Genomic DNA, 13,514 nt, shown 5'->3' with positions numbered 1-13,514 from the left:
CGTGGCGCAGGATATGGATGAGTACGAGGCTAAAAGCCGTGATCGTCAGCTTAGAGCTTTGCAGCGCAAGGCTACAAAGCTGGGTGTCCGATTGGTTGCGGCTTAAAAAAGCTTAAAGAACAAGGGGATGGATTTTGTTTGATGAGAGCAAGCTCCCTCGCCACGGGTGCGGTGTTTAGAGCACTACCGGCACCGAACTGTTATGCCACGCCAGCACCTGGCTGACACGGTTGTCCACGGTCTCGATGATTTCCAGTCGATAACGGCCGATCTTCAGGCACACCGGGCTTTCGGGGATGGTTTCCAGGGCTTCGGTCACCAGCCCGTTGAGGGTCTTGGGACCGTCGCAAGGCAGATGCCAGCCCAGGGTCCTGTTCAATTCGCGGATCGACGCCGCGCCATCGATCATCAGGCGACCATCGGGCTGGGGGTGGACGTGGGGGTTGTCGAGGCTGTGCTCGCTTTCGAATTCGCCGACGATTTCTTCGAGGATGTCTTCCAGGGTGACGATGCCCAGCACTTCGCCGTATTCGTCCACCACCATGCCCAGGCGCCGCTGCTGCTTGTGGAAATTCAGCAATTGCAGTTGCAGTGGCGTGCTTTCAGGGACGAAATAAGGCTCGTGGGAGGCGGCCAGTAGCGCTTCCTGGGTCAGGCTCGCGTCCGCCAGCAAATGACGGATCTGGCGCGTGTTGAGCACCGCTTCGACCTGGTTGATGTCGCTGTGGAACACCGGCAGGCGGGTGCGACGGTTCAGGCGCAGCTGTTCGATGATCTCGCCGATGGGGTCGTCGAGGTTGATTCCGTCGACCTCGCTGCGGGGCACGAGGATATCGTTGACGGTGATGTTGTCCAGGGCATGGATGCCGGAAATCGGATGCAGTCGGCCGCTGCTGTGCTCAGTTTCGTGCTCGCTGCGCGGTGACGCGGGCATCTCGTCGTCGCTCTGTTGCACCATGCTGGCTTTGCGCGCAAAGGGGCGCAGCAACAATTGGCTGGCACTATTCAACAGCCAGGCAAATGGATAGAGGATCTTCAGCGGTATGCCAAGCAAGGCGTTGCCCAGCGCCAGCACCGCTTCGGGCTGGCGGGTGGCCAAGGTGCGCGGCAGGTAGTCGGCAAACACCAGCAGGGCGGCGCTGGTGCCGAGCCAGGCTACCCAAGGGCCGTTTTCCAGCCAGGTAAAAATTGCCAGCAAGGTGCCGATGACGACGGCCAGGGTGCGACAGAGGGTATTGCACAGGATCAGGCTGGCCAGTGGGAATGTCAGCGTTGCCAGTGGTTTGTCACTGGCGCGCGAGGCCGTGCGCTGGGCCAACAGGTGCTGCTGGGCGGCTTCGATGGCGGTGAACAGGGCCGACCAGAGGATCAGCACCACCAGCACGGCGAACAACGGCGCTACGGGCAACGTATCCATCAGGGCCGTCCGTCAGATATGCAGGATGTATTCACGGACCAGCTTGCTGCCGAAGTACGCGAGCATCAGCAGGCAGAAACCGGCCAGGGTCCAGCGAATCGCCTTGTGGCCGCGCCAGCCGAGGCGGTTGCGGCCCCACAACAGCACGCTGAAGACGATCCACGCCAGGCAGGCCAGCAGGGTCTTGTGCACCAGGTGCTGGGCGAACAGGTTCTCGACGAACAGCCAGCCGGAGATCAGCGACAGCGACAGCAGGCTCCAGCCGGCCCAGAGGAAGCCGAACAACAGGCTTTCCATGGTTTGCAACGGCGGGAAGTTGCGGATCAGCCCGGACGGGTGCTTGTTTTTGAGCTGGTGGTCCTGCACCAGCAGCAGCAAGGCCTGGAACACCGCGATGGTGAACAGGCCATAGGCGAGGATCGACAGCAGGATATGGGCAAGGATGCCCGGCTCTTCGTCGATGATCTGCACCGTGCCCGACGGCGCGAATTGCGCCAGCAGCACCGTGGCCAGCCCCAGCGGGAACAGCAGCACCAGCAGGTTTTCCACCGGAATGCGCGAGCAGGCCAGCAGCGTCAGGCCTATCACGGCGACGGCGATCAGGCTGGCGGCGTTGAAGAAGTCCAGGCCCAGGCCGATCGGCGTCATCAGGTGGGTATAAAGGCTGGTCGCGTGACCGAGCACCGCCAGTACGCCAAGCGTGACCAGCAGGCGTTTGTTCGCCTTGGCGCCGGTGGCCAGGCGGGTGCCTTGATAGAGGGTCGCAGCGGCATAAAGGCAGGCGGCGGCGAGCGTGGCAAGCAAGCTGGGTGACAAGGGGAGCATAAATCCTGTTAGGCAAGCCCGAAAGGCGCTGAGTTTGGCATAGAACCCCCTTCGCACGAAAGACCACCGCAACTGACAGTAAGGTGTACGTTGCCCGCTTCTTCGCTATAATCCGCGACCTGCCCACGCCGCAGGCTCGCCGAGCACATTTTTCACGGTCTGGGCCGCCATTATCCCGGTCTCATCTGGGCCTGAAAGGATCGCGCATGTTTGAAAACCTAACCGACCGTCTCTCGCAGACGCTGCGCCATGTCACCGGCAAGGCGAAACTGACCGAGGACAACATCAAAGACACCCTGCGCGAAGTGCGCATGGCGTTGCTCGAAGCCGACGTCGCCCTGCCGGTGGTCAAGGACTTCGTCAATTCGGTCAAGGAACGCGCCGTCGGCACCGAAGTGTCGCGCAGCCTGACACCGGGCCAGGCGTTCGTGAAGATCGTCCAGGCCGAACTCGAAAGCCTGATGGGCGCCGCCAACGAAGACCTGAACCTGAGCGCCGTACCGCCAGCGGTGGTGCTGATGGCCGGCCTGCAGGGCGCGGGCAAGACCACGACAGCCGGCAAGCTGGCGCGCTTCCTTAAAGAGCGCAAGAAGAAGTCGGTGATGGTGGTGTCGGCGGACATCTACCGTCCGGCGGCGATCAAGCAACTGGAAACCCTGGCCAACGACATCGGCGTGACGTTCTTCCCGTCCGACCTGAGCCAGAAGCCGGTGGACATCGCCCAGGCGGCTATTAAAGAAGCAAAACTGAAATTCATCGACGTGGTCATCGTCGATACCGCCGGTCGCCTGCACATCGATGAAGAGATGATGGGCGAGATCAAGGCGCTGCATGCCGCGATCAACCCGGTGGAAACCCTGTTCGTGGTCGATGCCATGACCGGCCAGGACGCGGCCAACACCGCCAAGGCGTTCGGTGATGCGCTGCCGTTGACTGGCGTGATCCTGACCAAGGTCGACGGTGACGCCCGTGGCGGTGCCGCGCTGTCGGTACGCGCCATCACCGGCAAGCCGATCAAGTTCATCGGTATGGGCGAGAAGAGCGAAGCGCTCGAGCCGTTCCACCCCGAGCGTATCGCTTCGCGCATCCTCGGCATGGGCGACGTGCTCAGCCTGATCGAGCAGGCCGAACAGACCCTCGACAAGGACAAGGCCGAGAAACTGGCCAAGAAGCTGAAGAAGGGCAAGGGCTTCGACCTCGAAGACTTCCGCGACCAGCTGCAACAAATGAAGAACATGGGCGGCCTTGGCGGCCTCATGGACAAACTGCCGAACATCGGTGGTGTGAACCTGGCGCAGATGGGCAATGCCCAGGGCGCGGCTGAAAAGCAGTTCAAGCAGATGGAAGCCATCATCAACTCCATGACCCCGGCCGAGCGCCGCGACCCTGAGCTGATCAGCGGTTCGCGCAAGCGCCGTATCGCCATGGGGTCCGGCACCCAGGTGCAGGACATTGGTCGCTTGATCAAGCAGCACAAGCAGATGCAGAAGATGATGAAGAAATTCTCCGCCAAGGGCGGAATGGCCAAGATGATGCGCGGCATGGGCGGTATGTTGCCCGGCGGCGGCATGCCGAAAATGTAAAGAATCTGCGCCGGCTGTCATGTCGGCGTTGCCCTGCACGGATGCGGGGATCTCCAGCAAACCCGCGCTACGCGGGAGCTGACTTGCCGTTTTTCATGACGGCTCTATGGCAAATCTTGATCGCATGGCGCCAGGCGCCGGAAAAAGACATTTGCAAAAGTCCGGATATTCCTTAGAATATGCGGCCTTTCGGGCACCTATGCCCGCTGTGCATTTAGATTTGCAGCACCGACTACAGGAACGATGTTCACATGCTAACAATCCGTCTTGCCCTTGGCGGCTCCAAAAAGCGCCCGTTTTACCACCTGACCGTAACCGACAGCCGCAACCCGCGTGACGGTTCCCACAAGGAGCAGGTTGGTTTCTTCAACCCTGTTGCCCGTGGTCAGGAAGTTCGTCTGTCCGTGAACCAAGAGCGCGTAGCCTACTGGCTGAGCGTTGGTGCACAACCTTCTGAGCGCGTTGCTCAGTTGTTGAAGGAATCGGCTAAGGCTGCGGCCTGAGCAATATGAACGCGACGCCAAAAGATGCTGATGATTTGATCGTTGTCGGCAAGATCTACTCTGTACATGGCGTTCGCGGCGAAGTGAAGGTGTATTCCTTTACTGATCCGATCAAGAACCTGTTGGACTACAAAACCTGGACGCTCAAGCGCGAAGGTAGCGTGAAACAGGTGGAGCTGGTCAGCGGACGCGGGAACGACAAGTTCCTGGTCGCAAAGCTCAAGGATCTCGATGATCGTGAAGAAGCGCGTCTTCTGGCCGGTTATGAGATCTGCGTGCCGCGCAACCTGTTCCCTGAACTGACCGACGGCGAGTACTACTGGTACGAGCTGGTGGGTCTGAAGGTCATCGACCACCTCGGGCAATTGCTCGGGAAAATCGATCACCTGCTCGAGACCGGTTCGAACGATGTCATGGTGGTCAAGCCTTGCGTCGGCAGCCTGGATGATCGCGAACGCCTGTTGCCCTATACCGAGCAATGCGTGTTGGCCGTCGACCTTGCCGCAGGCGAGATGAAGGTGGAATGGGATGCGGATTTCTAAACGTGGCTAACTTGCGCGTTGAAGTCATCACATTGTTTCCCGAGATGTTTTCCGCCATCAGCGAGTACGGCATAACCAGCCGCGCGGTGAAACAGGAGCTGTTGCAGCTTACCTGTTGGAATCCGCGGGACTACACCACGGATCGACATCACACTGTGGACGATCGCCCGTTTGGCGGTGGTCCGGGCATGGTGATGAAGATCAAGCCCCTGGAAGATGCGCTGGTTCAGGCCAGGACGGCAGCCGGGGAGGGTGCGAAGGTGATCTACCTGTCGCCCCAAGGCCGCCAGCTGACTCAGTCGGCGGTACGCGAGCTGGCGAATTCGGATGCATTGATCCTGATTGCCGGCCGTTATGAAGGCATTGACGAGCGTTTCATTGAAGCTCATGTCGATGAAGAGTGGTCGATTGGCGACTATGTACTGTCTGGCGGCGAGCTGCCGGCGATGGTCCTGATCGATGCGGTTACACGACTGCTGCCTGGAGCTTTAGGGCATGCAGATTCCGCTGAGGAAGATTCCTTTACGGATGGTCTGCTGGATTGCCCGCACTACACCCGACCGGAGGTGTATGCGGATCAGCGTGTTCCCGACGTGTTGCTAAGTGGCAACCACGCGCACATCCGGCGTTGGCGTTTACAGCAGTCCCTTGGTCGGACCTATGAACGACGCGCCGATCTTCTGGAAAGCCGCTCGCTTTCTGGAGAAGAGAAGAAGCTGCTCGAGGAATACATCCGCGAGCGGGACGATAGTTAACAACGTATCGATGGTGAGTCCGACGACTTGCCTTAGGAGCACAGCATGACTAACAAAATCATCCTTGCACTCGAAGCAGAGCAGATGACCAAAGAAATCCCTACCTTTGCCCCAGGCGACACCATTGTCGTTCAGGTGAAAGTGAAGGAAGGCGACCGTTCCCGTCTGCAAGCGTTCGAAGGCGTCGTTATCGCCAAGCGTAACCGTGGCGTGAACAGTGCATTCACCGTTCGTAAAATCTCCAACGGTGTTGGCGTAGAGCGTACTTTCCAGACCTACAGCCCGCAAATCGACAGCATGGCTGTCAAGCGTCGCGGTGACGTACGTAAAGCCAAGCTGTACTACCTGCGTGACCTGTCGGGTAAAGCAGCTCGCATCAAGGAAAAACTGGCTTAAGTCCAGCTTCCGATGCAAAAAAAGCAGCCTGCGGGCTGCTTTTTTGTTGCCTGCGATTTGCGCTTTGAGCACCCTGCATAGCTTCATTTGCCATTTTGATGCTGTGTGTGCCCGCATCCTTCAAGAGTTCTTATGCCCGCCATCGATCATCCGCTGATAGACCAGTTTCTCGACGCCCTGTGGCTGGAGAAGGGCCTGTCCGATAACACCCGCGATGCCTATCGCAGCGACTTGGCGCTGTTCAACGGTTGGTTGCAGGAAAACCACCTGGAACTGATCAATGCCGGACGGGAATTGATCCTTGATCACTTGGCGTGGCGTCTGGAGCAGAACTACAAGCCGCGCTCGACCGCGCGGTTTCTCTCCGGCCTGCGTGGGTTCTATCGCTATTTGCTGCGGGAAAAGCTGATCGCGGTGGACCCGACCTTGCGCGTGGAAATGCCGCAATTGGGGCGTCCATTGCCCAAGTCCCTCTCCGAAGCCGATGTGGAAGCGCTGCTGGCGGCACCCGACCTCAGCGAAGCCATCGGTCAGCGCGACCGGGCCATGCTGGAAGTCTTGTACGCCTGTGGCCTGCGGGTCACCGAGTTGATCAGCTTGACGCTGGAGCAGGTCAACCTGCGCCAGGGCGTGCTGCGGGTGATGGGCAAAGGCAGCAAGGAGCGCCTGGTGCCGATGGGTGAGGAAGCGATCGTCTGGGTCGAGCGCTACATGCGCGATGCCCGCCACGAACTGCTGGGCGGGCGCCCCAGCGACGTGCTGTTCCCCAGCCTGCGCGGCGAGCAGATGACCCGCCAGACCTTTTGGCACCGCATCAAGCACCAGGCCAAGGTGGCCGGGATCGGCAAATCCCTCTCGCCCCACACGTTGCGCCATGCCTTCGCCACGCACCTGCTCAACCACGGCGCCGACCTGCGGGTGGTGCAGATGCTGCTCGGCCACAGCGACCTGTCCACCACCCAGATCTACACCCACGTCGCCCGGGCGCGGTTGCAGGAGCTGCATGCCAAACACCATCCGCGCGGCTGAAATCTGCCGCGATGTTGTCAGTGCTGCCGCCATCGCGAGCAAGCTCGCTCCCACAGGAGATCTATGTCGCACCGAAGATCAAATGTGGGAGCGAGCTTGCTCGCGATGGCGGTGTGTCAGCCTGCATCAATCCTCAAAGCGTCTTGCATCAGCGGCATTCGGTCACGCGGGCCTTATGTGGTAGGCTTTCCCGGTTTGCACAGTGGGCGGTTGGAACCCGAATCTGCGGGTCGGCGTTTCCCGTCTCATTTGTTCGCCTCAGGAGTCCCCATGCGTTTGATCCAGATGTTCACCGCCGCCGCGATTGCGCTGGCCAGTACCTTTGCCATCGCCGACGATGCGGCCGACAAGGCTATCCGCAAGAGCCTGGAAAACCTTCAGCTCGAAGTGCCGATCGAAACCATCTCGGCCAGCCCAATGGCCGGCCTGTATGAGGTCAAGCTCAAGGGCAGCCGCGTGCTTTACGCCAGCGCCGACGGTCAGTACATCGTCCAGGGCAACCTGTTCGAGCTCAAGGACGGCAAGCCGGTCAATCTCACCGAGATGACCGAGCGCCAGGGCATTTCCAAGTTGATCAACGGCATTCCAGTCGCTGAAACCGTGGTCTATCCGGCCATTGGCGAAACCAAGTCCCACATCACCGTGTTCACCGACACCACCTGCCCGTATTGCCACAAGCTGCACGCCGAAGTGCCGGAGCTGAACAAGCGAGGCATCGAAGTGCGCTATGTTGCATTCCCGCGCCAGGGCCTGGGCTCGCCGGGCGATGAGCAGTTGCAGGCGGTCTGGTGCTCCAAGGACAAGAAAGCGGCCATGGACAAGATGGTCGATGGCAAGGAAATCAAGGCCGCCAAGTGCGAGAACCCGGTTTCCAAGCAGTTCGCCCTTGGCCAGTCCATTGGTGTGAACGGTACGCCGGCCATCGTTTTGGCCGACGGCCAGGTGATTCCGGGCTACCAGCCGGCGCCACAAGTCGCCAAACTGGCCTTGAGCGCGAAATGATCATGGGCAATCCGCTTCTGAAGATCACGGCTCGGCGAAAACCTTCGTCGGGCCGTTAAACACAAAGTCGCGTTGCTGCGCGGCTGTATTTCACGGCCGACCTTGTGTCGGCCGTTTCATGGGGAGTCAAGAGTGAATCCGGTCAAAGTAGGCATCTGTGGGTTAGGTACCGTCGGTGGCGGCACCTTCAACGTACTTCAGCGCAACGCCGAGGAAATTGCTCGTCGTGCCGGGCGTGGGATCGAAGTGGCACAAATTGCCATGCGCACGCCAAAGCCTCAGTTCCAGACGACCGGTATTGCGATTACCAACGATGTCTTCGAAGTGGCCACGAACCCTGAGATCGACATCGTCATAGAGCTGGTCGGCGGCTACACCGTTGCCCGTGAGCTGGTACTCAAGGCCATCGAGAATGGCAAGCATGTGGTCACCGCGAACAAGGCGCTTATCGCTGTTCACGGTAATGAGATTTTCGCCAAGGCCCGCGAGAAGGGCGTGATCGTGGCTTTCGAAGCCGCCGTGGCCGGTGGTATCCCGGTGATCAAGGCGATCCGCGAAGGCCTGTCGGCCAACCGCATCAACTGGGTCGCGGGGATCATCAACGGCACCGGCAACTTCATCCTCACCGAGATGCGCGAGAAGGGTCGCACCTTCGAAGACGTGCTCGCCGAAGCCCAGGCCCTGGGCTACGCAGAGGCTGATCCGACGTTCGACGTGGAAGGCATCGACGCAGCGCACAAGCTGACGATCCTGGCCTCCATTGCGTTCGGCATTCCGTTGCAGTTCGACAAGGCCTACACCGAAGGCATCACCAAGCTGACCACCGCTGACGTGAACTATGCCGAAGCCTTGGGCTATCGCATCAAGCACCTGGGCGTGGCGCGCAGCACCGCCAACGGCATCGAGCTGCGCGTGCACCCGACCTTGATCCCGGCCGATCGCCTGATCGCCAACGTCAACGGCGTGATGAACGCGGTGATGGTCAACGGCGACGCCTCCGGCTCGACGCTGTTCTACGGCGCTGGTGCGGGCATGGAACCGACGGCCTCTTCGGTGATTGCCGACCTGGTGGACGTGGTTCGCGCCATGACTTCGGACCCGGAAAACCGTGTGCCGCACCTGGCCTTCCAGCCAGACTCGCTGTCGGCTCACCCGATTCTTCCGATCGAGGCATGCGAAAGCTCCTACTACCTGCGCATCCAGGCCAAGGACCATCCGGGTGTGCTGGCCCAAGTGGCGAGCATTCTCTCGGAACGCGGTATCAACATCGAGTCGATCATGCAGAAGGAAGTCGAGGAACACGACGGCCTAGTGCCGATGATCCTGCTGACCCACCGTGTGGTCGAGCAGCGCATCAACGACGCGATTGCGGCGTTGGAAGCGCTCCAGGGTGTCGTTGGCCCGGTGGTCCGTATCCGCGTCGAACATTTGAATTAATTTAGCGGCAAGCGGTAAGTTGCAGGCTGCGAACGAAGGCACACTTGCCTTTGAATGTATCGCCTGCAGCTTCAACGCTTGAAGCCCAAACCGAAGGTTTGCCCCATGCGCTATATCAGCACCCGCGGCCAGGCACCGGCCCTGAATTTCGAAGATGTCCTCCTGGCCGGCCTGGCCACGGACGGCGGTCTCTATGTGCCGGAAAACCTGCCGCGCTTCACCCAGGAAGAAATCGCTTCCTGGGCCGGCCTGCCGTATCACGAGCTGGCGTTCCGGGTCATGCGCCCGTTCGTCACCGGCAGCATCCCGGACGCCGATTTCAAGAAAATCCTGGAAGAGACCTATGGCGTCTTTTCCCACAACGCCATCGCACCGCTGCGTCAGCTCAACGGTAACGAATGGGTCATGGAGCTGTTCCACGGCCCGACCCTGGCGTTCAAGGACTTCGCCCTGCAACTGCTCGGTCGCCTGCTGGACTACGTGCTGCAAAAGCGTGGCGAGCGTGTGGTGATCGTCGGTGCCACTTCTGGCGACACCGGTTCGGCGGCCATCGAAGGCTGCAAGCATTGCGATAACGTCGACATTTTCATCCTGCACCCGCACAACCGGGTCTCGGAAGTACAACGTCGGCAGATGACGACGATTTTCGGCGATAACATCCACAACATCGCCATCGAAGGCAACTTCGATGACTGCCAGGAAATGGTCAAGGCCAGTTTCGCCGACCAGAGCTTCCTCAAGGGCACGCGGCTGGTGGCGGTGAACTCGATCAACTGGGCGCGGATCATGGCCCAGATCGTTTATTACTTCCACGCGGCCCTGCAATTGGGCGGCCCGGCCCGCTCCGTGTCGTTCTCGGTGCCGACCGGCAACTTCGGCGATATCTTCGCCGGCTACCTGGCGCGCAACATGGGCCTGCCGATCAATCAATTGATCGTCGCCACCAACCGCAACGACATCCTGCATCGCTTCATGAGCGGCAACCAGTACGTCAAGGAAACCCTGCACGCCACGCTTTCGCCTTCGATGGACATCATGGTGTCGTCGAACTTCGAACGCCTGCTGTTCGACCTGCACGGTCGCAATGGTGCGGCGATTGCCGGCCTGATGGACAGCTTCCGCCAGGGCGGCGGTTTCAGCGTCGAGCCCGAGCGTTGGACCGAAGCCCGCAAGTTGTTCGATTCCCTGGCCGTGGACGATGAGCAGACTTGCGAAACCATCGCCGAGGTGTTCGAGCAGAGCGGTGAGTTGCTCGATCCGCACACGGCCATCGGTGTCAGGGCGGCCCGTGAATGCCGTCGTAGCCTGGACATCCCGATGGTGATCCTGGGCACGGCGCACCCGGTCAAGTTCCCGGAAGCGGTGGAGAAAGCCGGTGTAGGAAAAGCGCTCGAACTACCTGCACATCTTTCTGATTTGTTTGAGCGAGATGAGCGTTGCACCGTGTTGCCCAACGACTTGAAGGCTGTGCAGGCCTTTGTCAGCCAGCATGGCAATCGCGGCAAGCCGCTCTGACCGGGTAAACCTGTCACATTTTGAAGCCCGTCTCCTGACGGGCTTTCTTGTTTCTGCATGCCAAACTGGCCGGGTTTTCGCCCTTGGAGGGACGGGCGAGTCATCTCGAAGGAAATGCAGATGTCGTTTTTTAGCAAAGGCAAGCCAGCCCGGGGCTGGGTAATGGGCCTGGCCCTGATGTACTGGGCGCAAGGGGGCAATGCGGCACAGTTGGCGGCTTTCGACACGCCGTCGTTCAATCCTGGCGAGCGGCTGGTATTGGATGCGCAGGAATTGAAGTGGATCAAGGAGAACCCCCGCGTCATCGTGGCCACGACGCAGTTTCCGTTGTACCTGTTCAAGAATGAACTGGGGCAGTGGAACGGCCTGAACCACGACATTCTCCAGCGCATTACGCAAATGACTGGCCTTGAGTTCGTGCATCGAGAGTCGTTCTCCCCCGGCGAGTTGCTGACGCTGCTGGAGAACAGCGAAGCCGATATGACGACCCTCTTGGCGATGAATGACGAACGCAGGGATTTCCTGAGTTTCAGCCATGCATTTGGTGGCTCGGGCTGGGTATTTGTCGGCCGTGACGGAGAGTCGATTCTCCATTCGCTGGAACAGCTGGAAGGGAAGGTCCTGGCGTTGCCGGCGCGGCATGCCTTGGAAGCGGAGATCAGGCGCGACTACCCGGCCATCGAATTGCGCACGACCAAGACCTATGGCGAGGCGCGGGCATTGGTCGAGAGTCGGGAAGCCTATGCCACCATCGAAAATGAAAGCGGGGTGCATCTCTATCCGGCGGGACAATTGCAGGTAGGAAGGGGCCTTGAAGGCAAGTGGGAACCCGATTACCTCGCGGTACGCCAGGACCTGACCGTGCTGCTTAGCATCCTGAACAAAGCCCTGGAAGCCTTCCCGGCCAAGGACATGCGCGCGCTACGTTCCAAATGGATGGCCGGCAGCACACCCGTCCAGGCGCCATCGATCTGGGAGCGGGTGTCCCGCTGGGGGTACTGGTGCGTGACCGTGGTCGTGGTGTTCGGCCTCCTGTCCCTGCTATGGAACCGTCGCCTGCAGATACAGATCGACCAGCGCCTCAAGGCCGAGGCGGTCCTCAAGGACCAGTTGATGCTCCAGCGGGCCTTGATGGATGCCATTCCCGACCCGATTTTCATCCGGGATCTGGAAGGGCGCCTGATCATGTGCAACAAAAGCTACGAGGACCAGTTTGCGACCCGCTTCGAAAAACTGCGGGGCACGCGGCTGACAGATTCGGCGGCATTCCCGCCGGCCACTGCCGAGTTGCTCCATGGGGAGGTGATGGAGCAATTGCGCACCGGCCAGTCTCGGTTCGTCGACCGGCAATTGATGTTCAGCAGCGGCTTGCGGGAAATCTATCATTGGTCGGTGCCCTTCTATGGGGCTGACGGGCAGTTGCGCGGCATTCTGGGGGGCTGGACCGATGCCGGGCGTCGGTGGCGCCGTTGCGACAAGTTGATGGCCTGACGCCGACCGTCACCACGCCAAGGCTTCAAGAGAGGGCTGTTGTTTGCCTGTCATATTGGGCGCGCATGCTCGGTTGAACAGGTTGAAGGCGTGCCGGTTCGGTGCGCTGACGAACTTTCTGCTGCGGCCCACGGTCACTTACTGTGAACATGCAGTTGTTTTCGGACTATTGAAGGGTGAGCGAATGGAAAGTATCAGCCTATTGCTGGGTGAGGCTTTGAGCCCGTATCAGGTCACGCTGACTCCCTCTGGCGCCAAGGGCGAATGCCTGGTGACGCTGAAGAATGCCTCCGGGGCCATCATGGTCGAGCGAGTGTTCAATCAGGCCCAATTGACCGACAAGCGTCAGTTGACGGATGTGGTCGATGGCCTGCATCGCGATGTATTGATTGCCGAGGGCCGCCTGGAGCCCTGTGTGATTGCGGCGCTGCGCAATCTGGCGCGCGACAAGGTCATGGTCGGGGCGAATTGACTGGGGTTTTGTGGGAACCTTCCTACGTCCTGATGAGTCAGACTCTTTACCAACAAGAGCGAGCATTGTGCTCCGGTGCTTGTCGCTTGTTGTACGGACCATGAGTGGTCACGTTTAACCCCGAGTTGTCTCCCCACTTCTCGGGGTTTCTTTTTGCCTGGCTTTTACGTTTTTAGCGCGGTTTGTCAGGCGCTGGAGTTTTTTGTGGGAGCGAGCTTGCTCGCGATGGCGGCCTGATGGTCGGGTACATATCCATTGCTGCGGTAACGGCGGCTTAGGGTTCCGCCCTGACGGCGGCGCACTTTTGAAAAGCCCGGGAGCCGGCCCAGTCAAAAGTAAGCAAAACGCTCTTGCCCCACCACTCGGTGCCTCGCCTAGGCTCGGCATGCCCGAACGAAGGCATTGCTCCGTGGGCCCGCCGCGAAGGGCCATCCATGGCCCAGCGCGGCTATCCCGGCATCCATGCCGGGATGCCCACTCCACAATGCCTGCGTTCGGCCAGCGTGGTTAACGGGGCGCCGAGATCAACGTCCACCGCGAGGCGGCC

At 60.2% G+C, this 13,514-nt stretch carries 13 protein-coding genes and 1 pseudogene; 12 read left to right on the top strand and 2 right to left on the bottom strand.

The genetic code is table 11. The features are described from left to right. Window positions 1–175: 175 nt before the first annotated feature. Both AB4Z20_RS27655 and AB4Z20_RS27650 read right to left on the bottom strand, forming a co-directional pair. Entirely contained in the window at window positions 176–1,417 is a 1,242-nt protein-coding gene (locus AB4Z20_RS27655) for an HlyC/CorC family transporter (RefSeq protein WP_320389956.1), read from the bottom strand. Between the two features lie 12 nt (window positions 1,418–1,429). Next, complete coding sequence (locus tag AB4Z20_RS27650) at window positions 1,430–2,242, bottom strand: cytochrome C assembly family protein (RefSeq protein WP_214511335.1); 813 nt, start codon at window positions 2,240–2,242, stop codon at window positions 1,430–1,432. A gap of 206 nt (window positions 2,243–2,448) precedes the next feature. Here AB4Z20_RS27650 and ffh point away from each other — a divergent pair, with 206 nt between their 5' ends. The 12 genes and pseudogenes from ffh to AB4Z20_RS27590 form a co-directional block, all read left to right on the top strand. Next, window positions 2,449–3,825: a signal recognition particle protein gene (ffh, locus tag AB4Z20_RS27645; protein WP_253471795.1), complete on the top strand. Its 1,377-nt coding sequence runs from the start codon at window positions 2,449–2,451 to the stop codon at window positions 3,823–3,825. 251 nt (window positions 3,826–4,076) lie between these two features. Then, on the top strand, window positions 4,077–4,328 hold the full coding sequence (rpsP, locus tag AB4Z20_RS27640; RefSeq protein WP_003198088.1) for a 30S ribosomal protein S16: 252 nt from the start codon (window positions 4,077–4,079) through the stop codon (window positions 4,326–4,328). A gap of 5 nt (window positions 4,329–4,333) precedes the next feature. Further along, the gene (rimM, locus tag AB4Z20_RS27635) at window positions 4,334–4,870 is read left to right on the top strand and encodes a ribosome maturation factor RimM (protein ID WP_018611149.1); all 537 of its coding nucleotides are present in this window, start codon (window positions 4,334–4,336) and stop codon (window positions 4,868–4,870) included. Beyond that, window positions 4,852–5,625 (top strand): tRNA (guanosine(37)-N1)-methyltransferase TrmD, encoded by a 774-nt coding sequence (gene trmD, locus AB4Z20_RS27630; protein WP_170845966.1) that lies wholly within the window; start codon window positions 4,852–4,854, stop codon window positions 5,623–5,625. The genes rimM and trmD overlap by 19 nt, the downstream gene beginning before the upstream one ends. Before the next feature lie 45 nt (window positions 5,626–5,670). Continuing rightward, window positions 5,671–6,021, top strand: coding sequence for a 50S ribosomal protein L19 (gene rplS, locus AB4Z20_RS27625; RefSeq protein ID WP_003175895.1), 351 nt, complete (start codon window positions 5,671–5,673; stop codon window positions 6,019–6,021). Between the two features lie 132 nt (window positions 6,022–6,153). After that, window positions 6,154–7,050 carry a site-specific tyrosine recombinase XerD gene (gene xerD, locus AB4Z20_RS27620; RefSeq protein WP_253471797.1) on the top strand — a complete coding sequence of 299 codons (897 nt, stop codon included), beginning with the start codon at window positions 6,154–6,156 and terminating at the stop codon, window positions 7,048–7,050. 270 nt (window positions 7,051–7,320) lie between these two features. Next, window positions 7,321–8,052: a bifunctional protein-disulfide isomerase/oxidoreductase DsbC gene (dsbC, locus tag AB4Z20_RS27615; protein ID WP_214511337.1), complete on the top strand. Its 732-nt coding sequence runs from the start codon at window positions 7,321–7,323 to the stop codon at window positions 8,050–8,052. Window positions 8,053–8,184: 132 nt separating this feature from the next. After that, the gene (locus tag AB4Z20_RS27610) at window positions 8,185–9,489 is read left to right on the top strand and encodes a homoserine dehydrogenase (RefSeq protein WP_003198098.1); all 1,305 of its coding nucleotides are present in this window, start codon (window positions 8,185–8,187) and stop codon (window positions 9,487–9,489) included. Between the two features lie 105 nt (window positions 9,490–9,594). Continuing rightward, window positions 9,595–11,004 (top strand): threonine synthase, encoded by a 1,410-nt coding sequence (gene thrC / locus AB4Z20_RS27605; RefSeq protein ID WP_024617669.1) that lies wholly within the window; start codon window positions 9,595–9,597, stop codon window positions 11,002–11,004. Window positions 11,005–11,124: 120 nt separating this feature from the next. Next, window positions 11,125–12,495 (top strand): transporter substrate-binding domain-containing protein, encoded by a 1,371-nt coding sequence (locus AB4Z20_RS27600; protein WP_253471801.1) that lies wholly within the window; start codon window positions 11,125–11,127, stop codon window positions 12,493–12,495. Window positions 12,496–12,679: 184 nt separating this feature from the next. Then, window positions 12,680–12,967: a DUF3509 domain-containing protein gene (locus AB4Z20_RS27595; protein WP_003198105.1), complete on the top strand. Its 288-nt coding sequence runs from the start codon at window positions 12,680–12,682 to the stop codon at window positions 12,965–12,967. A gap of 350 nt (window positions 12,968–13,317) precedes the next feature. After that, window positions 13,318–13,514 (top strand): annotated as a pseudogene (locus AB4Z20_RS27590) (hypothetical protein); the annotation flags it as partial.

It is taken from the genome of Pseudomonas sp. KB_12, from assembly GCF_052114545.1.
GTDB classification, from domain to species: domain Bacteria; phylum Pseudomonadota; class Gammaproteobacteria; order Pseudomonadales; family Pseudomonadaceae; genus Aquipseudomonas; species Aquipseudomonas brassicacearum.
Note: the sequence above shows the minus strand (reverse complement) of the source record. Positions and strands in the feature narration are given on the sequence as shown.

Coding starts and splice junctions, on each gene's coding strand:
- AB4Z20_RS27655 (WP_320389956.1), bottom strand. CDS start 1,417: ATGGATACGTTGCCCGTAGCGCCGTTGTTCGCCGTGCTGGTGGTGCTG.
- AB4Z20_RS27650 (WP_214511335.1), bottom strand. CDS start 2,242: ATGCTCCCCTTGTCACCCAGCTTGCTTGCCACGCTCGCCGCCGCCTGC.
- ffh (WP_253471795.1), top strand. CDS start 2,449: ATGTTTGAAAACCTAACCGACCGTCTCTCGCAGACGCTGCGCCATGTC.
- rpsP (WP_003198088.1), top strand. CDS start 4,077: ATGCTAACAATCCGTCTTGCCCTTGGCGGCTCCAAAAAGCGCCCGTTT.
- rimM (WP_018611149.1), top strand. CDS start 4,334: ATGAACGCGACGCCAAAAGATGCTGATGATTTGATCGTTGTCGGCAAG.
- trmD (WP_170845966.1), top strand. CDS start 4,852: ATGGGATGCGGATTTCTAAACGTGGCTAACTTGCGCGTTGAAGTCATC.
- rplS (WP_003175895.1), top strand. CDS start 5,671: ATGACTAACAAAATCATCCTTGCACTCGAAGCAGAGCAGATGACCAAA.
- xerD (WP_253471797.1), top strand. CDS start 6,154: ATGCCCGCCATCGATCATCCGCTGATAGACCAGTTTCTCGACGCCCTG.
- dsbC (WP_214511337.1), top strand. CDS start 7,321: ATGCGTTTGATCCAGATGTTCACCGCCGCCGCGATTGCGCTGGCCAGT.
- thrC (WP_024617669.1), top strand. CDS start 9,595: ATGCGCTATATCAGCACCCGCGGCCAGGCACCGGCCCTGAATTTCGAA.
- AB4Z20_RS27600 (WP_253471801.1), top strand. CDS start 11,125: ATGTCGTTTTTTAGCAAAGGCAAGCCAGCCCGGGGCTGGGTAATGGGC.
- AB4Z20_RS27595 (WP_003198105.1), top strand. CDS start 12,680: ATGGAAAGTATCAGCCTATTGCTGGGTGAGGCTTTGAGCCCGTATCAG.